Annotated in this window: 15 protein-coding genes; 8 read left to right on the top strand and 7 right to left on the bottom strand. The window is 69.3% G+C overall.

The features are described from left to right. Positions 1–112 precede the first annotated feature (112 nt). A complete protein-coding gene (arc, locus tag ACIQCZ_RS26260) occupies positions 113–1,879 on the bottom strand; it encodes a proteasome ATPase (RefSeq protein ID WP_351087150.1) in 1,767 nt (588 codons plus the stop codon). Positions 1,880–2,120: 241 nt separating this feature from the next. On the opposite strand from arc, the gene ACIQCZ_RS26255 reads away from it, so the two are divergent. Further along, positions 2,121–2,432 (top strand): ferredoxin, encoded by a 312-nt coding sequence (locus tag ACIQCZ_RS26255; RefSeq protein ID WP_114243630.1) that lies wholly within the window; start codon positions 2,121–2,123, stop codon positions 2,430–2,432. A 39-nt stretch (positions 2,433–2,471) separates the two neighbouring features. Here the strand turns inward: ACIQCZ_RS26255 and ACIQCZ_RS26250 are convergent, their stop codons facing one another. From ACIQCZ_RS26250 to ACIQCZ_RS26240, 3 genes are all read right to left on the bottom strand, one after another. Next, complete coding sequence (locus ACIQCZ_RS26250; protein WP_402285312.1) at positions 2,472–3,050, bottom strand: hypothetical protein; 579 nt, start codon at positions 3,048–3,050, stop codon at positions 2,472–2,474. A gap of 227 nt (positions 3,051–3,277) precedes the next feature. Further along, entirely contained in the window at positions 3,278–4,183 is a 906-nt protein-coding gene (locus ACIQCZ_RS26245; RefSeq protein ID WP_402285311.1) for a tRNA (adenine-N1)-methyltransferase, read from the bottom strand. A gap of 60 nt (positions 4,184–4,243) precedes the next feature. Further along, the gene (locus ACIQCZ_RS26240) at positions 4,244–5,494 is read right to left on the bottom strand and encodes a site-2 protease family protein (protein WP_402285649.1); all 1,251 of its coding nucleotides are present in this window, start codon (positions 5,492–5,494) and stop codon (positions 4,244–4,246) included. Between the two features lie 171 nt (positions 5,495–5,665). On the opposite strand from ACIQCZ_RS26240, the gene ACIQCZ_RS26235 reads away from it, so the two are divergent. Together ACIQCZ_RS26235 and ACIQCZ_RS26230 are read left to right on the top strand one after the other, a co-directional pair. Next, positions 5,666–6,511, top strand: coding sequence for a RecB family exonuclease (locus ACIQCZ_RS26235; RefSeq protein ID WP_402285646.1), 846 nt, complete (start codon positions 5,666–5,668; stop codon positions 6,509–6,511). Between the two features lie 9 nt (positions 6,512–6,520). Continuing rightward, a complete protein-coding gene (locus ACIQCZ_RS26230) occupies positions 6,521–7,192 on the top strand; it encodes a response regulator transcription factor (protein ID WP_093541287.1) in 672 nt (223 codons plus the stop codon). Between the two features lie 81 nt (positions 7,193–7,273). On the opposite strand, the gene ACIQCZ_RS26225 is transcribed toward ACIQCZ_RS26230, so the two are convergent. The 3 genes from ACIQCZ_RS26225 to metH all read right to left on the bottom strand — a co-directional run bounded on the left by ACIQCZ_RS26225 (position 7,274) and on the right by metH (position 13,583). After that, positions 7,274–8,884: an ABC transporter substrate-binding protein gene (locus ACIQCZ_RS26225; RefSeq protein ID WP_402285310.1), complete on the bottom strand. Its 1,611-nt coding sequence runs from the start codon at positions 8,882–8,884 to the stop codon at positions 7,274–7,276. 364 nt (positions 8,885–9,248) lie between these two features. Next, the gene (locus tag ACIQCZ_RS26220; protein WP_351086584.1) at positions 9,249–9,950 is read right to left on the bottom strand and encodes an HAD family phosphatase; all 702 of its coding nucleotides are present in this window, start codon (positions 9,948–9,950) and stop codon (positions 9,249–9,251) included. Between the two features lie 120 nt (positions 9,951–10,070). Next, positions 10,071–13,583, bottom strand: coding sequence for a methionine synthase (gene metH / locus ACIQCZ_RS26215; protein ID WP_402285308.1), 3,513 nt, complete (start codon positions 13,581–13,583; stop codon positions 10,071–10,073). 239 nt (positions 13,584–13,822) lie between these two features. Here metH and ACIQCZ_RS26210 point away from each other — a divergent pair, with 239 nt between their 5' ends. The 5 genes from ACIQCZ_RS26210 (at position 13,823) to ACIQCZ_RS26190 (ending at position 20,008) form a co-directional block, all read left to right on the top strand. Beyond that, positions 13,823–14,587 carry an IclR family transcriptional regulator gene (locus ACIQCZ_RS26210; RefSeq protein ID WP_351086587.1) on the top strand — a complete coding sequence of 255 codons (765 nt, stop codon included), beginning with the start codon at positions 13,823–13,825 and terminating at the stop codon, positions 14,585–14,587. Between the two features lie 237 nt (positions 14,588–14,824). After that, entirely contained in the window at positions 14,825–15,616 is a 792-nt protein-coding gene (locus ACIQCZ_RS26205) for an MIP/aquaporin family protein (protein ID WP_402285307.1), read from the top strand. A gap of 56 nt (positions 15,617–15,672) precedes the next feature. Then, complete coding sequence (gene glpK, locus ACIQCZ_RS26200; protein WP_402285305.1) at positions 15,673–17,199, top strand: glycerol kinase GlpK; 1,527 nt, start codon at positions 15,673–15,675, stop codon at positions 17,197–17,199. 5 nt (positions 17,200–17,204) lie between these two features. Then, on the top strand, positions 17,205–18,815 hold the full coding sequence (locus ACIQCZ_RS26195; protein ID WP_402285303.1) for an FAD-dependent oxidoreductase: 1,611 nt from the start codon (positions 17,205–17,207) through the stop codon (positions 18,813–18,815). A gap of 134 nt (positions 18,816–18,949) precedes the next feature. Then, entirely contained in the window at positions 18,950–20,008 is a 1,059-nt protein-coding gene (locus ACIQCZ_RS26190) for an LLM class flavin-dependent oxidoreductase (RefSeq protein ID WP_402285302.1), read from the top strand. The last annotated feature ends 39 nt before the right edge of the window (positions 20,009–20,047 follow it).

The following is a 20,047-nucleotide window of genomic DNA, read 5'->3' as shown; positions in this document are numbered from 1 at the left end:
GACTCTGCGGTGGTGGGGAGATCAATTACGTCATTGCTGCGGTGTCGCGCGAGCTGTCCGGAAAGCAACCGGCTGCGGATGCCCGGCCGGGCATCCGCAGCCGGTCGGCGTTCTACAGGTACTGCCCGGTATTCGCCACCGTGTCGATGGAGCGACCGGTGTCCGCGCCCTGCTTTCCGGTGACGAGCGTACGGATGAAGACGATCCGCTCGCCCTTCTTGCCGGAGATCCGGGCCCAGTCGTCCGGGTTCGTGGTGTTCGGCAGGTCCTCGTTCTCCTTGAACTCGTCCACGCAGGCCTGGAGGAGATGGGAGACGCGAAGGCCCTTCTGGCCCTGGTCGAGGAAGGCCTTGATGGCCATCTTCTTGGCCCGGTCGACGATGTTCTGGATCATCGCGCCGGAGTTGAAGTCCTTGAAGTAGAGGACTTCCTTGTCGCCGTTGGCGTACGTGACCTCGAGGAAGCGGTTCTCCTCGGACTCGGTGTACATCCGCTCGACGACGGACTGGATCATGGCGTGCGCGGCGGCTTCCTTGGAGCCGGTGTGCTCCGCGAGATCGTCCGCGTGCAGGGGCAGCGAAGGAGTGAGGTACTTCGCGAAGATGTCCTTCGCGGCCTCCGCGTCGGGGCGCTCGATCTTGATCTTCACATCGAGGCGGCCGGGACGCAGGATCGCGGGGTCGATCATGTCCTCGCGGTTGGAGGCGCCGATGACGATGACGTTCTCCAGGCCCTCGACACCGTCGATCTCGGCGAGCAGCTGGGGAACGATGGTGTTCTCCACGTCCGAGCTGACGCCGGATCCCCGGGTGCGGAAGAGGGACTCCATCTCGTCGAAGAAGACGATGACGGGGGTGCCCTCGCCCGCCTTCTCACGGGCACGCTGGAAGACCAGGCGGATGTGCCGCTCGGTCTCGCCGACGTACTTGTTGAGGAGTTCCGGGCCCTTGATGTTGAGGAAGTAGCTCTTGCCGGCCGGCTGGCCGGTGACCTCGGCGACCTTCTTGGCAAGGGAGTTGGCCACCGCCTTGGCGATGAGCGTCTTGCCGCAGCCGGGCGGGCCGTAGAGCAGGATGCCCTTCGGCGGTCGCAGTTCGTGTTCCTTGAAGAGGTCGGGGTGGAGATAGGGGAGCTCGACCGCGTCCCGGATCAGCTCGATCTGGTCGCCCAGACCGCCGATCTTGTCGTAGTCGATGTCCGGTACCTCTTCGAGGACGAGTTCTTCGACCTCGCTCTTGGGGACCACTTCGTAGACGTAGCCGGACCTGGGTTCGAGCAGCAGGGCGTCGCCGGGGCGGATGGTGATGTCCAGCAGCGGCTCGGCGAGCCGCACCACCCGTTCCTCGTCGGTGTGCCCGATGACCAGGGCCCGCTCGCCGTCCTCAAGGATCTCCTTGAGGGTGACGATGTCCCCGGCCCGCTCGAATTCCATGGCGTCGACCACATTGAGCGCTTCATTGAGCATGACTTCCTGGCCGCGCCGGAGGTCGTCGAGCTCGACACTGGGGCTGACATTCACCCGGAGCTTGCGGCCCCCGGTGAAGATGTCGCAGGTGCCGTCCTCATTGCCCTGCAGGAACACACCGAATCCGGCCGGCGGCTGTGCGAGCCGGTCGACTTCTTCCTTGAGGGCCACGATCTGGTCGCGGGCCTCGCGGAGTGTGTTGGCGAGCCGCTCGTTCTGCGCGGACACGCCCGCCAGGTTGGTCTGCAACTCGACGATCCGCTCTTCGAGAATCCTCGTATGGCGCGGAGAGTCGGCGAGCTTACGTCGCAGGACGGCGATTTCCTGCTCAAGATAGGCGACCTGGCCGGCTGGGTCTTCGGACCCCCGCCCGGGCCGGATGCCGCGGTTGATGTCGTCGTCGTGGGCTGCCACGGTCCTCACCTCCTCCAAGGGGAGCTGGACGCTTCCTGACCCTACCTGGGTGGGTGATGATTGAAACCCCTAGATCACAAAGACTGCGGGGCGTGTCCGATCTTCACCCTTGCGTTCCCCCTCGTGTCAGGGGAATACCCACCCTTCAACATCGGAAAGCGGCCGGTTGTATCGTCGAACCGGTCAACACCCGTCAGGGCTGGCTTCTTTTGGTTCGGATACGCAGGGAACGGCAGGAGAAATGACCGTGCAGCAGGACGCTCCCACCGGCAGCGACACGCAGGATCTGGAGGTCTGGATCGATCAGGACCTCTGCACGGGAGACGGCATCTGCGTGCAGTACGCGCCGGAGGTGTTCGAGCTGGACATCGACGGTCTGGCGTATGTGAAGAGCGGTGACGACGAACTCTTGCAGGACAAGGGCGCGACGACACCGGTGCCGCTGCCGCTCCTCCAGGATGTCGTCGATTCGGCCAAGGAGTGCCCGGGCGACTGCATCCATGTACGTCGCGTTTCGGACAGGGTCGAGGTGTACGGCCCCGAGGCCGCGTGACGTCGCGGTTGCGGGCGGTGGAGCACGCGCAGTGGCCGCTCAGGCACTGCCCGGGGCGGACCGGGTGGCTCGGACGAAGGCGCCGCCCCGCCACTGCCAGGTGACCTTCTCCTGCTGGTCGGGGCAGCACTGCGGCACATCGGCCGAGGAGTAGCCGAACAGGGTGGCGGAGATGATCCCGTCACGCACCGCGAAGTCGCCGACGCTCAGCTTCTCGGCGGGGTCCACCAGGGTCGCCACGACCCGGGGAGTGGCCCCGCTTCCTCCTGTGAGGACGTAGACGCCGCTGGGCGGGGTGCCGGAGCCTGCCGCGCAGTGGACCACGGCGACCGTCTCGGGCCGGCCGTCGCCGTCCAGGTCGCCGGGCTGCTGTTCGGCCACGGTGTTCCCCGCTCCCCCGCACTCCAGGGGGTAGGTCGCCCGCTCCGGATCGGGCGCGGCGGCGGGCGCCGTGCCGTGCTGCGCGGTGGTGCGATGCGGGGTCGAGGCGGAGGCCGCGGGGTCCGGCTGGAGCATGCCGGCGGCTGCGACGACCGCGGCCATGGCTGTCGCGGTGGCGAGCCAGTGCAGCGGCTTGGTGTCGGTGTGCGCGAGGTCCGGGAGCTCGGAGGTCTGCACGCGGGATGTCTCCTGTGGTTCCTGTGGTTCGAGAAACTGGGCGGGCGCTGCTGCCGGTGGGACGTCCGCGATGGCGCGGGGTGGCCAGCATCGTGCCACACCACGCGCAGCAGTGGAACGGTGGGGTCGGCCCGGACGTGCGTTCCGTACGGGCAACGAAAGGGCGCCGCCGCCGAGTTCCCGGGTCGGTCCGGGAACTCGGCGGCGGCGTCGGTACGTTGTGCGGCTCAGCCGCGGGAGGAGCCGCTCTGGCTGCCGGGACCGTCGTAGTCCTCGCCGTAGGCGCCCTTGGCGGGGCGGCGGCGGCGCAGCGGGGGCTCGACCCCGTCGGCCAGGCGGCGGGCGGTGACGAGGAAGCCGGTGTGGCCGATCATGCGGTGGTCCGGGCGGACGGCCAGGCCCTCGACGTGCCAGTTGCGGATCATCGATTCCCAGGGCTGCGGCTCGGCGAAGCAGCCGATCTCGCGGATGGACTCGACGGTCCGCGCGAGCTGGGTGGTGGTCGCGACGTACGCGCACAGGATGCCACCGGGCACGAGCGCCTTGGAGACGGCCTCCAGGCACTCCCAGGGCGCGAGCATGTCGAGGACGACGCGGTCGACGTCGGTGTCGGAGAGGTTGTCCTGGAGGTCGCCGACGGTGAGCTGCCAGGCGGGGTGCGGTTCGCCGAAGTAGCGTTCCACGTTCTGCCGGGCGATCTCGGCGAAGTCCTCGCGGCGCTCGTAGGAGTGCAGCATGCCCTGGTCGCCGATGGCGCGCAGCAGGAAGGTGGAGAGCGAGCCGGAGCCGACACCGGCCTCCACGACGCGGGCGCCGGGGAAGATGTCGGCGAAGGCCAGGATCTGCCCCGCGTCCTTGGGGTAGACCACGGCGGCGCCGCGGGGCATGGACAGGACGTAGTCGGGGAGCAGGGGGCGCAGCGCGAGATAGGCGACGTTTCCCGTGGTTCGGACAACACTGCCCTCGGGGGCACCGATCAGCTCGTCGTGCGGGAAGGAACCCTTGTGGGTGTGGAAGTTCTTCCCGGCTTCGAGCGTGAAGGTGTAGTGGCGTCCCTTGGGATCGGTGAGCTGGACCTGGTCCCCGACCTTGAAGGGCCCGCGTCGGCGGGCGGCACCGGTCGGTTCAGACATGTGACCAGCCTACCGGTGATTCCCCGCGCCCCGACCGCGAGCCCGGACGATGCCGGACGGTCAGGCGGCGGGCCTGGCCAGGGCCGCGACGAACGCCCGCTCGACGTCTGCGGTGGACAGCACGCCGTAGATCTCGCCGGTCTCCTCGAGGACGAGGTATTCGGTGGCGGGGCTGGCCTTGAGCCGGTCCAGCAGGGCTTCGCCGGACAGCTCGGCGGAGATCTTCATGCCCTCGGTGAGGTCCTGGGCGAGGCCGCTGACGGCGACCCAGGGGCGGCGGTGTTCGGGGATGGAGACGATGGCGGTTTCCCGGACGACGGCCATGGGTTCGCCGAGGCCGTCGACGACGACGAGGGCGCGGGCACCGGCTTCGTTGGCGCGTCGCAGGGCCTCGGAGAGCGGGGTGTCGGCCTCCACCGGGACGGCGCGCCGGGTGAGGGTGCGGGCACGCAGCTCGGGAAGGTGCTCGCGCAGGCGTGCCATGCGCAGGCTGTTGCCCGCTCCGGTCCAGATGATGGCGGCAAGGATGGCGGCGAGCAGCGCGTCGGTGACGGTGTCCATGCCGCTGACGTCGCGGGGGTTGTTCCCGAAGGAGCCGGTGCGGGTGAGCAGCGGGAGGCCGATGAGGGTGACGACGGCGAGGGCGCGGCCGGCCCAGGCGGCCGCGACGGTGCCGCTCATGGGGCGGCCGGTGATCTTCCAGACGACGGCACGGAGCATGCGTCCGCCGTCGAGGGGGAGGCCGGGGAGGAGATTGAAGGCGGCCACCAGGAGGTTGGAGATCATCAGCCCGGCGAGGAGGACTCCCGGCACGGTGCCGGGGGCGACGAACGTCATCCCGGCGTAGAAGAGTCCGGCGAGCACCAGGGAGAGCAGGGGGCCCACGAAGGCCAGCAGGAATTCGCGGCCGGGGGTCTCGGACTCCTTCTCGATCTCGGAGACACCGCCGAAGAACTGGAGCTGGATGCGGCGCACCGGCAGTTTGTAGTGCAGGGCGACGACCGTGTGCGCGAGTTCGTGAACGAGCACGGAGGCGTAGAAGGCGATCGCGAAGAAGAGGGAGACCAGGTAGCGCGCCGCTCCGAGCTCGGGCAGCACGCGTTCGAGCTGGCCGCCGAAGACCCAGGTGATCAGTGCGGCGACGATGAACCAACTGGGCGCGACGTACACGGGCACACCGAAAGGACGGCCCATGAGAAGGCCGCCTCCGGGCTCTTCGGGTCGCCGCGGTCCGCCCTTGTCGGGGCCGGCGCCGGGGGCCGTTCCCCCTGCGCCGGGCTGCGGCCGCCCGCTGTCGCCGCTCTCGTCCACGAGGTCCCTTCGGTCGGTGCCCTGCGGCACGGTCGTTCAGTGTTCGGGAGTGTGTGGTCGATGGTATGCCGCCGAGTGTCGGTGGCGGGCCGTAGGGTCTTCGACATGACCTCCCTGCCGCGGCCCGCTCAGCCGCCCACGTCGCTGTCGCCGTCGCGGGCCGGTGATTTCATGCAATGTCCTCTGCTGTACCGCTTCCGGGTCATCGACAAACTGCCCGAGAAGCCCAGCGAAGCAGCTACCCGGGGCACGCTGGTGCATGCGGTGCTGGAGCGGCTCTTCGACCACCCGGCGGCGGAGCGCACGGCCGGCCGGGCCACGGCGCTGATCCCCGCCCAGTGGGACCGGCTGCTGGAGTCGAAGCCGGAGCTGTCCGAGCTGTTCTCGGAGGATGCCGGGGGCGAGCGTCTTGCGCGCTGGCTCTCGGAGGCGGAGAACCTGGTGGAGCGGTGGTTCTCGCTGGAGGACCCGACGCGGCTGGAACCCGCCGAGCGCGAGCTGTTCGTCGAGACGGAGCTGGAGTCGGGGCTGCGGCTGCGCGGGGTGATCGACCGGATCGACGTGGCGCCCACGGGCGAGGTCCGCATCGTCGACTACAAGACGGGGAAAGCGCCGCGCCCGGAGTACGCGGAGGGCGCGCTCTTCCAGATGAAGTTCTACGCGCTGGTGATCTGGCGGCTGAAGGGCGTGGTGCCGCGCCGGCTCCAGCTCGTCTATCTCGGCAGCGGCGACATCCTGACGTACGACCCGGTCGTCGCGGACCTGGAGCGGGTGGAGCGCAAGCTGCTGGCGCTCTGGGACGCGATCCGGCTGGCGACCGAGACGGGTGAGTGGCGGCCCCGGCCGACGAAGCTCTGCGGCTGGTGCGACCACCAGGCGGTCTGTCCCGAATTCGGCGGCACTCCCCCGGTCTATCCGTTGTCGGTACGCCCGGCGGAGTCGGAGCAGGACGTGCAGGGCAGAATGGATCCGGTCCGTACCGAGGCCGGCCGGCCTGTGGCCCCCGAAGGACCTTGAGGAGACCTTGTGGCTATCCGCGTCCTACTGGTCGATGACCAACCGCTGTTGCGCACCGGCTTCCGGATGATCCTGGAGGCGGAAGGTGATCTCGCGGTGGTGGGAGAGGCCGGTGACGGTCTCCAGGCTCTCGACCAGGTGCGCGCGCTGCAGCCCGATGTGGTGCTGATGGACATCCGCATGCCGCGGATGGACGGCGTCGAGGCGACGCGTCAGATCACCGGTCCCGGCCGGGACGGTCCGGCGAAGGTCCTGGTGCTGACCACGTTCGATCTCGACGAGTACGTGGTGGAGGCGCTGCGCGCGGGCGCCAGCGGCTTCCTGCTGAAGGACGCTCCCGCCAATGAGCTGGTGCAGGCGATCCGCGTGGTCGCGGCGGGTGAGGCGATGCTGGCGCCGAGCATCACCCGCAGGCTGCTCGACAAGTATGCGGACCATCTGCCGTCCGGCGAGGAGCCGGTGCCCGACACCCTGCACACGCTGACGGACCGTGAGGTCGAGGTGCTGAAGCTGGTGGCGCGCGGGCTGTCGAACGCGGAGATCGCCGCGGACCTGTTCGTCAGTGAGACGACGGTCAAGACGCACGTCGGCCATGTGCTGACCAAGCTCGGTCTGCGCGACCGGGTGCAGGCGGCGGTGTACGCCTACGAGAGCGGTCTGGTGCGCCCCGGGGCCCAGTGAGCGGCCCCGAGCGGCGGCCCCGGAATCGGTCCGGGGCACGGACGACGCCCCGGCCGGGTTCGGCCGGGGCGTCGTCCGTGCTCAGGAGGTTCGGACGGTGCCGTCGCCCAACTCCCAGAGCTGGAGGTCGGCGGAGGAGTTGACCGCCCATTCGACACCGGTGAGGTCTTCGCGCGACGCGACGTACTGCTTGCCCTGCCAGATCGGCAGTACGGGGACGTCGTCGGCGACTATGTCCTGGAGCCGCTCGAAGGTCTTGGCGGAGGCGCTGCGGTCGGCCTCGCGCCGCGACTGCGGAATGAGCGTCTTCTGGGCGAGCGTCGACCTGTAGGGCGAGTTGAGGAAGTTGTTCTTGTCGAGGAACGGCGCGATGTAGTTGTCGGGGTCCGGGAAGTCGGGGAACCAGCCCATGCCGTACACGGCGTAGTCGCCGCGCACCTGTGCGGGGCGGTACTTCGCCCAGGGGGAGCTCTGGACGGTGACGTCGAACAGGCCGGTGCCGTTGAGCTGCTTCTTCAGGGTTTCGAACTCGGCGGCGTTGCCGGCGCCGGCACGGTCGGACGGGTAGTGGAGGGTGAGCTTCACCGGGGTGTCGATGCCTGCGGCCTCCAGGATCGCCGCGGCCTTCGTGGGGCTGGGTTCGCTGTACTTGTTGTAGAACGAGTTGGCGTGCCCGGTGATGCCGGACGGGATCAGCGAGTACAACGGCTCGGCCGTGGCGCCGTACACCTTGCTCGCGATCTCTCCGCGGTCGACGACCTGGGCCATGGCCTGACGGACGGCCTTGTTCTTCACGGCCGGGTCGTCGGTGTTGAAGCCCAGGAAGTGGATGGCGAGTCCGGGAATCTCGGTGAGCTTGATACCGTCCTCGGGCTTTTCGAGCAACTGCTGGGCCTGCTCGGGCGACATGGTGCGGGTCATCATGTCGATCTTCTTGTCGTCGAAGGCCTTGCCCATGGCCGTCGAATCGGGGAAGACATCCAGCTCGACCTTCTCGTTCCGCACCTTCAGATCCCCCTTGTAGTGGGGGTTCCTGGTGAAGACCACCTTGACGACCTGATTGTGCTCGACTTCCGGCTTCATGGTGTACGGACCGGATCCGTCCACCTGGAATCCGGTACGTGCGGACTTCGCCGCGTACTTGTTCCGCGGCACGATCCCGGCGACCGGAGTGGCGAGCTTGTACGGGAACGTCGCGTCCGGGGTGCGGAGATGGAAGACGATCTCCCGCTCGCCCTGTGTCTCGACCGTGTCGATGTTGGCGAGCAGGGCGACGGGCCCGTTGGGAGCGTTGATGCGGATGACGCGGTCGATGGAGTACTTCACGTCATCGGCGGTGACGGCCCTGCCGTCGGCGAACTTCAGACCGCTGCGCAGCTTGCAGCGGTAGCTCTCGTTCTGCGTGTCCGTGAAGGTGCAGCTCTGCGCCGCCTCGGGGACCGGCTGCCCGCCGCCGCGCGGCACGTGCATCAGGGTCTGCACGGTCTGCCGGAGCACGTTCCACACCCCCGCCTCGTAGCCGATGGCGGGGTCGAGCGGCGCGGGGGTGTCCTTGGAGGCGACGAACTGGTCCGTGGTGCCGACGACGATGGCGGCCCTGCCGTCGTCCCCGTCGCCCGATGCGCCGCAGGCGGCGAGTACGGGCGCGAGCAGGCCGACGACGGCCGGCAGCACCAGAGTCTTGCGGTTCATCTTGGACGCTCTCCCTCATCCCGGCATTGAGACAGCGAGATTAGTGCGCGCCGTAGGCAATGCCGGACCAGAGCTGTCCGGATGTGTAATCGGACGGTGATGGGGATAACGGCGAGCCGTTTTCCCTCGCCAGGGCCGTTTCGCACAGGTCCCCACCAACCGGGACAGTTCGACACCACGAAACGGACACGCGGGCGGATCTTGAAAAGCCTTCGGTGGCGATTCGGGTGACAAAGCTCACGCCCCAGTCCCCTTTCTCGTCCCTGCCGCGCGCCCGGCTCACACACCGACGTACGACAGAAAGCGCACCATTCGACGCCGAGAGCTTTTCGGTTCATTCACAGAAATACTCTCGGTGCGCGGATCACTGCATTCCCGTTACCAGGCCCCGGAGAAATGCGAGATCGACTTCTTCCAGCGACCGTACGACGACCCGGCCGGACGCCGGGGCGATCGGTGCGACGGACGGGACGGCGACCACCCGGCAGCCCGCGGCCTCCGCGGCCGCGACGCCGGTGGCCGTGTCCTCGATGACCGCACAGCGCTCGGGCTCCGCCCCGAAGCCGGACGCGGCGGTGAGGTAGGGCTCCGGGTGCGGCTTGGTACGGGAGACCTCGTCGCCGGCGACGGTGAGGGAGAAGTGGTGGTGTCCCACCGAGTCCAGCACGCGGTCGATGATCCGCCGGTGCGAGGCGGAGACCAGGGCGGTGGGGATCTCGTGCCGGGCCAGTTCCGCCAGGAGCCGTGCCGCGCCCGGCATCAGCGGCACACCGCGGCCGATGCGCTCCTCGAAGCGGTCGTTGAGCAGCACGGTGAGTTCGGCGAGGGTGATGTCCGCACCGGTGACGTCCATGAGGTAGCCGGCACTGCGGGTCATCGGCCCGCCGACCACCACGTCCCGCCAGGCCTCGTCGAGCTGGTGCCCGAGCTCGGCGAAGACCTCCACCTCGGCGTCCCACCAGAAGCCCTCGGTATCGACGAGGGTGCCGTCCATGTCGAGCAGGACGGCCTGCAGCGCGGCGCCTTCGGCCGTGCGGGTCATGGACGCGGGAACCGTGCTGGTCATCCGGCACACCTTCCGTAAGGGACGAGAAGGCCGGCCGTCTTTTCCCGTGGGAAGGACGACCGGCCTGCACTGGACCGACAATTGTACGACTTGACCTGCTACGGCGCGTTGAACGCGGTCTTACCGCGCGTTGAAGTACTTCGCCTCGGGGTGGTGGATGACGATCGCGTCGGTGGACTGCTCCGGGTGGAGCTGGAACTCCTCCGAGAGATGCACCCCGATCCGCTCGGGCCCGAGCAGCTCGGCGATCTTCGCCCGGTCCTCCAGCTCGGGACAGGCGCCGTAGCCGAGGGAGAAGCGCGCGCCGCGGTACTTCAGCGCGAACATGTCCTCGACATCGGCCGGGTCCTCGCCGCCGAAGCCCAGCTCGGCGCGGACCCGGGCGTGCCAGTACTCGGCCAGCGCCTCGGCCAGCTGTACGGACAGGCCGTGCAGCTCCAGGTAGTCGCGGTAGGAGTTGGCCTCGAAGAGCTTGGCGGTCTCGCCGCCGATCTTCGAGCCGACGGTGACGACCTGGAGGCCGACCACATCCGTCTCCCCGGACTCCTCGGGGCGGAAGAAGTCCGCCAGGCAGAGGCGCCGACCGCGGCGCTGGCGCGGGAAGGTGAAGCGGGTGCGCTCGGAGCCGTCCTCGTGGAGCAGGATCAGATCGTCGCCCTTGGACACGCAGGGGAAATAGCCGTACACGACGGCGGCTTCCAGCAGGTTCTCGGTGTGGAGCTTGTCGAGCCAGCCGCGCAGGTGCGGGCGGCCCTCGGTCTCGACCAGTTCCTCGTACGTCGGTCCGTCGCCGGCGCGGGCCTGCTTGAGGCCCCACTGGCCCTTGAAGAGCGCGCCCTCGTCCAGCCAGGACGCGTACTCCTTGAGCTGGATGCCCTTGACGACCCGGGTGCCCCAGAAGGGGGGCTCGGGGACCGGGTTGTCGACGGCGACGTCGGAGCGGACGCCCTCCTCGGGCTCCTCCACCTCCAGCACCGCCGTGTCGCGCTTGGGTACGCGGCGCTGCTTGAGTTCGGGCAGGGTGGCGCCCGGGACGCCGCGCTTGACCGCGACCAGGGCGTCCATCAGACGCAGCCCCTCGAACGCGTCACGGGCGTAGCGGACCTCGCCCTCGTAGATCTCGTGGAGGTCCTGCTCGACGTAGGCGCGGGTGAGCGCGGCGCCGCCGAGGATCACCGGGTATTCGGCGGCCAGCTTGCGCTGGTTCAGCTCCTCCAGGTTCTCCTTCATGATCACGGTGGACTTCACCAGGAGACCGGACATGCCGATGACGTCGGCCCGGTGCTCCTGGGCGGCGTCCAGGATCGCGGAGACGGGCTGCTTGATGCCGAGGTTGACCACGTTGAAGCCGTTGTTGGACAGGATGATGTCGACGAGGTTCTTGCCGATGTCATGGACGTCGCCACGGACCGTGGCCAGCACGATCGTGCCCTTGCCCTCGGCGTCGGACTTCTCCATGTGGGGCTCCAGATAGGCCACCGCGGTCTTCATGACCTCGGCGGACTGGAGCACGAACGGCAGCTGCATCTGACCGGAGCCGAAGAGTTCGCCGACGACCTTCATGCCCTCCAGGAGGGTGTCGTTGACGATGTCGAGGGCGGGGCGGGACCGCAGGGCCTCGTCGAGGTCGGCCTCCAGGCCGTTCTTCTCGCCGTCGATGATGCGCCGCTGGAGGCGCTCGTCGAGCGGCAGGGCGAGGAGTTCCTCGGCCTTGCCGGCCTTCATCGACTTCGTGCTGACGCCCTCGAACAGCTCCATCAGCCTCTGGAGGGGGTCGTAGCCCTCGGCGCGGCGGTCGTGGATGAGGTCGAGCGCGACCTTCACCTGCTCCTCGTCGAGGCGCGCGATCGGAAGGATCTTGGAGGCGTGCACGATCGCGGAGTCGAGGCCGGCCTTGACGCACTCGTCGAGGAAGACGGAGTTCAGGACGACCCGGGCGGCCGGGTTGAGGCCGAAGGAGATGTTGGACAGGCCGAGCGTGGTCTGGACGTCGGGGTGGCGCTTCTTCAGCTCGCGGATGGCCCCGATGGTGGCCATGCCGTCGCCCCGGGATTCCTCCTGGCCGGTGCAGATCGTGAAGGTCAGGGTGTCGATGAGGATGTCCGACTCGTGGATGCCCCAGTTGCCGGTCAGGTCCGCGATGAGCCGCTCGGCGACGGCGACCTTGTGCTCGACGGTACGGGCCTGGCCCTCCTCGTCGATGGTCAGGGCGATCAGCGCGGCGCCGTGCTCGACGGCCAGCGCGGTGACCTTGGCGAACCGTGACTCGGGGCCGTCCCCGTCCTCGTAGTTGACGGAGTTGAGAACGGCCCGGCCGCCGAGCTTCTCCAGGCCGGCGCGGAGGACCGGCAGTTCGGTGGAGTCCAGCACGATCGGCAGGGTGGAGGCGGTGGCGAAACGTCCGGCCAGCTCCTCCATGTCGGCGACGCCGTCCCGGCCGACATAGTCCACGCAGAGGTCGAGCATGTGCGCGCCCTCGCGGATCTGGTCGCGCGCCATCTCCACGCAGTCGTCCCAGCGGGCCTCCAGCATCGCCTCGCGGAACTTCTTCGATCCGTTGGCGTTCGTACGCTCGCCGATCGCCAGGTAGGAGGTGTCCTGGCGGAACGGGACGGTCTGGTACAGGGAGGCGGCGCCCGGTTCGGGACGGGGCGCGCGGGAGGTGAGCTCGGAGCCGCGGACACGCTCGACGAGCTGACGCAGATGCTCGGGGGTCGTACCGCAGCAGCCGCCGACCAGCGAGAGGCCGTACTCCCGGACGAACGTCTCCTGGGCGTCGGCGAGCCCCTCGGGACCGAGCGGGAAGTGCGCCCCGTCCTTGGTGAGCACCGGCAGTCCGGCATTCGGCATGCAGAGCAGCGGGATACGGGAGTGGCGCGTGAGGTAGCGCAGGTGCTCGCTCATCTCGGCGGGGCCGGTCGAGCAGTTCAGGCCGATCATGTCGACGCCGAGCGGTTCCAGCGCGGTCAGCGCGGCCCCGATCTCGGAGCCGAGCAGCATCGTTCCGGTGGTCTCGAACGCCAGCGAGCACAGCACCAGGAGGTCGCTGCCCATCGCCTCCAGGGCGCGCCGCGCGCCCAGTACGGCGGCCTTGGTCTGCAGCAGGTCCTGCGTCGTCTCGATGATGAGCGCGTCCGCGCCGCCGGCGATCAGCCCCTCGGCGTTCTGCTGAAAGCCGTCCCGCAGCACGGTGTAGGGGGCGTGCCCCAGCGTGGGCAGCTTCGTACCCGGACCCATGGAGCCGAGCACCCAGCGCTGCTGCCCGGTCGACGCGGTGAACGCGTCCGCCACCTCGCGGGCGATGCGCGCGCCCGACTCGGAGAGCTCGTGGATCCGCTCGGGAATGTCGTACTCGCCCAGGGCCGAGGCGTTGGCCCCGAAGGTGTTCGTCTCGACGCAGTCCACTCCGACGGCGAAGTACTCCTCGTGCACGGAGCGCACGATGTCCGGGCGGGTGATGTTCAGAATCTCGTTGCAGCCTTCGAGGTTCTGGAAGTCCTCGAGGGTCGGGTCCTGTGCCTGGAGCATGGTGCCCATGGCACCGTCGGCCACCACCACCCGGGTGGCGAGTGCCTCACGGAGGGCTTCGGCTCGGTTCCGGCTGTCGGCGGAAGGGGTCGGCAACGAGGCCATGGATGTACTCCCTGGGATGCGACGGCTGTCGGCTTTGCGGCTTCGGTGGAAGGCGCACCAGGCCAGCCTAGCCGGGCGGCACCCGGGGCCGTCACTCCGTCCCACGGAACGGACGGCATGCTGTGCGGGGGGATGTCCGAATCGAGTGGTGCCCGCGGTTTTCCTGTGTGATCGAGCATGGGTCGGCATCGACCGATAGTGTTCAGCATTGTCGAACCGAGGTGGAGGAGTACGGCGCGATGGCCAAGAACATCCAGTCGCTGGAACGGGCGGCGGCGATGCTGCGCCTGCTGGCAGGTGGCGAGCGTCGGCTGGGACTGTCCGACATCGCCTCCTCACTGGGCCTGGCCAAGGGCACCGCGCACGGCATCCTGCGCACGCTCCAGCACGAGGGCTTCGTCGAGCAGGACACGGCGTCCGGCCGCTATCAGCTGGGTGCCGAGCTGCTGCGGCTGGGCAACAGCTACCTGGACGTCCACGAGCTGCGGGCCCGCGCGCTCGTCTGGACGGACGACCTGGCCCGCTCCAGCGGCGAGAGCGCCCACCTCGGAGTCCTGCACCAGCAGGGCGTGCTCATCGTCCACCACGTCTTCCGGCCCGACGACAGCCGGCAGGTCCTGGAGGTCGGGGCCATGCAGCCACTGCACTCCACGGCCCTGGGCAAGGTGCTCGCGGCGTACGACCCGGTGGCGCACACCGAGGCCCTGGAGGCCGAGCGGCAGCCCTTCACCCCGCACACCGTCACCGACGCGGAGGAGTTCGAGGCGATGCTCGACCTGATCCGGGCGCGCGGCTGGGCGGCCGACGTGGAGGAGACCTGGGAGGGCGTGGCCGCGGTGGCCGCCCCGATCCACGACCGGCGCCGGATGCCGGTCGGCGCCGTCGCCGTGACCGGGGCGGTGGAGCGGGTCTGCGCGGACGGGAAGCTGCGCCCCGAGCTGATCGCCGCGGTGCGCGACTGCGCCCGCGCCGTCTCCAGGGACCTGGGCGCCCGGCCCTTCTGACCGCCGCGGCCGGCGGTGGCGATCGAGTTAATCGAGTTATAGGCCACACAACCCTTGACGCCTGATTCACCTGGGAGAAACACTGCCGTTCATCGGTCGGCATTGTCGAACAGCTAACGGAAATCCGCGTTAGGGTGTGACAGCGCCAAGGGCCGGAAAACGCCCTCACGTGAGGGCGCGGACCACCGGAGGGACCCGGGGTTCGGCTTCCCTGGACGAAGGACAAAGGAGTCGCGGGTGTCCAGCTCCGACATCTTCATCGGCGAGACCATAGGTACCGCCGTACTCATCCTGCTCGGCGGTGGTGTCTGTGCCGCCGTCACTCTCAAGCGCTCCAAGGCGCAGAACGCCGGCTGGCTCGCCATCACCTTCGGGTGGGGTTTCGCCGTGCTGACCGGCGCGTATCTGGCCGGTGGCGTTTCCGGCGCGCATCTCAACCCGGCGGTCACGATCGCTCTCGCGATCGAGGGCGGCACCAAGTGGAGCGACGTACCGCTGTACCTCGGCTCCCAGCTGCTCGGCGCGATGATCGGCGCGGTGCTGGTCTGGCTGACGTACTACGGGCAGTTCCGGGCGCATCTCACGGATCCGGAGATCACGGGCGCCCAGCCGGGTGAAGAGGCCATGGTCGACCAGGCCTCCGCCCCGAAGGCCGGCCCGGTCCTGGGCGTCTTCTCCACCGGTCCCGAGATCCGCAACGCCGTGCAGAACCTCGCCACCGAGGTCATCGCCACCGTCGTGCTCGTCCTGGCGATCCTCACCCAGGGCCTCAACAACGACGGGAACGGCCTCGGCACGCTCGGCGCCTTGGTCACCGCTCTTGTCGTCGTCGGTATCGGTCTCTCGCTCGGCGGCCCGACGGGTTACGCGATCAACCCGGTTCGCGACCTCGGCCCGCGTATCGTGCACGCGCTGCTGCCGCTGCCGAACAAGGGCGGTTCCGACTGGGGCTATGCCTGGATCCCGGTCGCCGGACCGCTCATCGGCGGCGCGATCGCGGGCGGGCTCTACAACGTCGCCTTCGCCTGAGCCGTGACGCACAGAGCCGTGACCCTCCAGACCACACAGACTTCCGGGAGCACACCGTGACCGACGCACACACCACCGGCCCGTTCATCGCGGCCATCGACCAGGGCACCACCTCCAGCCGCTGCATCGTCTTCGACAAGGACGGCCGGATCGTCTCCGTCGACCAGAAGGAGCACGAACAGATCTTCCCCAAGCCGGGCTGGGTCGAACACGACGCGACCGAGATCTGGGAGAACGTCCAGGAAGTCGTCGCCGGCGCCGTCGTCAAGGCGGGCATCACCGCCGCCGACGTGAAGGCGATCGGCATCACCAACCAGCGCGAGACCACGCTGCTCTGGGACAAGAACACCGGTGAGCCCGTCCACAACGCCCTGGTCTGGCAGGACACCCGCACCGACGCGCTCTGCAAGGAGCTCGGCCGCAACGTGGGCCAGGACCGCTTCCGCCGCGAGACCGGTCTGCCGCTCGCCTCGTACTTCGCGGGCCCCAAGGTCCGCTGGCTGCTGGACAACGTCGAGGGCCTGCGCGAGCGCGCCGAGCGCGGCGACATCCTCTTCGGCACCATGGACTCCTGGGTCATCTGGAACCTGACCGGCGGCACCGACGGCGGCGTCCATGTCACCGATGTCACCAACGCCTCGCGCACCCTCCTGATGAACCTGCACTCGATGGCCTGGGACGACAAGATCCTCGCGTCCATGGAGATCCCGGCGGCCGTGCTGCCCGAGATCCGCTCCTCCGCCGAGGTGTACGGCACCGCCAAGGGCGGCGTCCTGGCCGGTGTCCCGGTCGCCTCCGCGCTCGGCGACCAGCAGGCGGCCCTCTTCGGCCAGACCTGCTTCTCCGAGGGCGAGGCCAAGTCCACCTACGGCACCGGCACCTTCATGCTCATGAACACCGGCGAGACGCCCGTCAACTCGTACAACGGACTGCTGACGACCGTCGGGTACCGGATCGGCGACCAGAAGCCGGTCTACGCGCTGGAAGGCTCCATCGCCGTCACCGGCTCGCTGGTGCAGTGGATGCGCGACCAGATGGGTCTGATCAAGTCCGCGGCCGAGATCGAGACGCTGGCCTCCTCGGTCGAGGACAACGGAGGCGCGTACTTCGTGCCCGCGTTCTCCGGTCTGTTCGCCCCCTACTGGCGCTCCGACGCCCGCGGCGTCATCGCCGGTCTGACCAGGTACGTCACCAAGGCGCACATCGCCCGTGCCGTCCTGGAGGCCACCGCCTGGCAGACCCGTGAGATCACCGACGCCATGACGAAGGACTCCGGTGTCGAGCTCGCCGCCCTCAAGGTCGACGGCGGCATGACCTCCAACAACTTGCTGATGCAGACGCTCGCCGACTTCCTGGACGCACCCGTGGTGCGGCCCATGGTCGCCGAGACGACCTGCCTCGGCGCCGCCTACGCCGCCGGTCTGGCCGTCGGCTTCTGGCCGGACACCGACGCGCTGCGCGCCAACTGGCGCCGGGCCGCCGAGTGGACACCCCGCATGGCCGCGGACACCCGCGACCGCGAGTACAAGAGCTGGCTCAAGGCCGTGGAACGGACCATGGGCTGGCTCGAAGACGAGGAGTAATCACCATGACCACCCTGCAGAGCGTCCCGGCACTCGGGACACACCCGGCCTCCGGCTCCCTTCCGAGCCGCGCCGAGACTCGGGAGCAGCTGTCCAAGGCGGCGTACGACCTCCTGGTGATCGGTGGCGGCATCCTGGGCATCTCCACCGCCTGGCACGCCGCGCAGTCCGGGCTGCGGGTGGCCCTGGTGGACGCCGGCGACTTCGCCGGCGCCACCTCCTCCGCCTCCTCCAAGCTGCTCCACGGCGGTCTGCGCTACCTGCAGACCGGTGCGGTGAAGCTGGTCGCGGAGAACCACTTCGAGCGCCGTGCGGTGTCCCGTCAGGTGGCTCCCCACCTGGCCAACCCGCTCACCTTCTACCTGCCGGTCTACAAGGGCGGACCGCACGGCGCGGCCAAGCTCGGTGCGGGTGTGTTCGCGTACTCGGCACTCTCCGCGTTCGGTGACGGGGTCGGGCACGTGATCAGCCCGGCGAAGGCGCAGCGCGATGTGCCGGAGCTGCGCACGGACAATCTGAAGGCCGTCGCGGTGTACGGCGACGACCAGATGAACGACGCCCGGATGGCGCTGATGACGGTCCGCGCGGCCGTCGACGCGGGCGCGGTCGTCCTCAACCACGCGGCGGTGACCGGGCTGCGCTTCACCAAGGGCCGGGTGACGGGCGCCGACCTGGAGGACCGCACGGACGGCACGGAGTTCGGCGTCGACGCCCGGCTCGTGCTGAACGCCACCGGTCCGTGGGTGGATCATCTGCGCGCGATGGAGGACCCGAACGCGGCGCCCTCGATCCGTCTGTCCAAGGGCGCGCACCTGGTGCTGAAGCGCACCAGCCCGTGGAGGGCCGCGCTGGCCACCCCGATCGACAAGTACCGCATCACGTTCGCCCTGCCCTGGGAGGACATGCTGCTGCTCGGCACGACGGACGAGGAGTACGAGGGCGATCCGGCGGACGTCGCGGTCACCGAGAAGGACACCGCACAGATCCTGGACGAGGCCGCCTTCTCCGTCAGGGACCAGCAGCTGTCGCGCGATCTGATCACCTATTCCTTCGCGGGCCTGCGGGTGCTGCCGGGCGGTCCCGGCGACACGTCCAAGGCCAAGCGCGAGACGGTCGTGACGGAGGGGCGCGGCGGCATGCTGTCGGTCGCGGGCGGCAAGTGGACGACCTTCCGCCACATCGGCCGTACGGTGATGAACAAGCTGGCCGCGCTCCCCGGGCACCCCCTGGCGGACGACATGGAGCCGATGTCGCACCTGCCGAAGAAGCTCCCGCTGCCCGGCATCGCCAACCCGAACGCGGTGGCGCACCGGCTGCTGATCGACGGCGGTACGCCGGGCCCGCGGATGGCTGCCGACACGGCGCGGCACCTCGCCACGCACTACGGCTCGCTCTCCTTCGACATCGCACGGCTGGCGAACGAGAACCCGGCGCTGGCGGAACGCATCCACCCGGACGCGCCGGAGATCTGGGCGCAGGTCGCCTACGCGCGTGACCACGAGTGGGCCGAGACGGCGGACGACGTGCTGCGCCGCCGGACGACGCTGACGATCCGGGGCCTGGCGACGGACGAGATCCGGGCCGGTGTCGAGGCCGTGCTGGGCGACCGGGACTGACGGGGCCGGACACGCGGACGGGGCGGTTCCAGCGCTGGAGCCGCCCTGTCCGCATGTGTCCGGCGGCTCGCCGTGCGGTGAACGCGCCATACGGCTGCCATACGGGTGCAATACGGCGCGGGGACAGTTGAGCCATGAAGTTTTCCGTGCTCTCCCTCATCGGCCATGCCCCGCACCCGCTCGACCACCGACTCCCCTCCCCCGCCGACCGGTTCGAGGAAGTGATCGAAACCGGGGTCGTCGCGGAGCGGCTCGGCTTCGACGCGTACTCGATCGGCGAGCGGCACGCCGGTCCGTACCTCTCGTCGAGCCCGAGCGTGGTGCTCGGCGCGCTGGCGGCCCGCACGTCCGTCATCCGCCTGCTGACCGGTGTCACGGTCGTCGCGATCCTCGATCCGGTGCGGGTGGCCGAGGACTTCGCGACGCTCGACCAGATTTCCAGGGGCCGCGTCGAACTGGTCGTCGGAAAGGGCGCGGAGGCGGGTCACTTCGACCTGTTCGGGCTCGACGAGGAGCGGCAGTGGGACCTCCAGAAGGAGAAGTACGAGCTGCTGCGAAGGCTCTGGACCGAGGAGGGCGTCGACTGGGAGGGCGAGTTCCGGCCCGCGCTGAAGAACACGACGACCCTGCCCCGCCCGTACGCCGGGGCGCCGCGGATCTGGCACGGCTCGGCCACCAGCCTCAACTCCCCCGAACTGGCCGCGCTCCACGGCGATCCGCTGTTCACGGCCAATGCCATCCAGCCCCGTGCGGCCTATGCCCGGCTGGTCGACCACTACCGGGAGCGTTTCGAGGCGTACGGACACGATCCGGCCCGTGCGCACGTGGCGGCGGGATCCGGCGGGCTGCTGATCGCCGACGGTTCGCAGCAGGCGGTGGAGCGCTACAAGGAGCTGTACGAGGCGAAGGTGGCACAGTCCTTCCGGCCGCATCTGGAAGGCCGGGCCGGCTACAACACGCCGTTCCGGACCATCGAGGAGGCCATCGCGGACGGGCCCCAGCTGATCGGCAGCCCGCAGCAGATCATCGACAAGATCCTCGGCTGGCACGAGGTGTACGGGCACGACCTCCAGTCGATCACCGTGGACGGCTTCGGACTGAGCCGCCCCGAGCAGATCGAGACGCTGCAGCGGTTCGCCGAGGACATCGCCCCGGTGGTACGGCGTGAGGCGCCGTCGGCACTCTGGGACTGACCGGGCGGCCCCGATGATCGCCCGGCCGGCGCCTGCCCG

The organism is Streptomyces sp. NPDC093149 (assembly GCF_044754145.1).
Taxonomy (GTDB): Bacteria; Actinomycetota; Actinomycetes; order Streptomycetales; family Streptomycetaceae; genus Streptomyces.
Note: the sequence above shows the minus strand (reverse complement) of the source record. Positions and strands in the feature narration are given on the sequence as shown.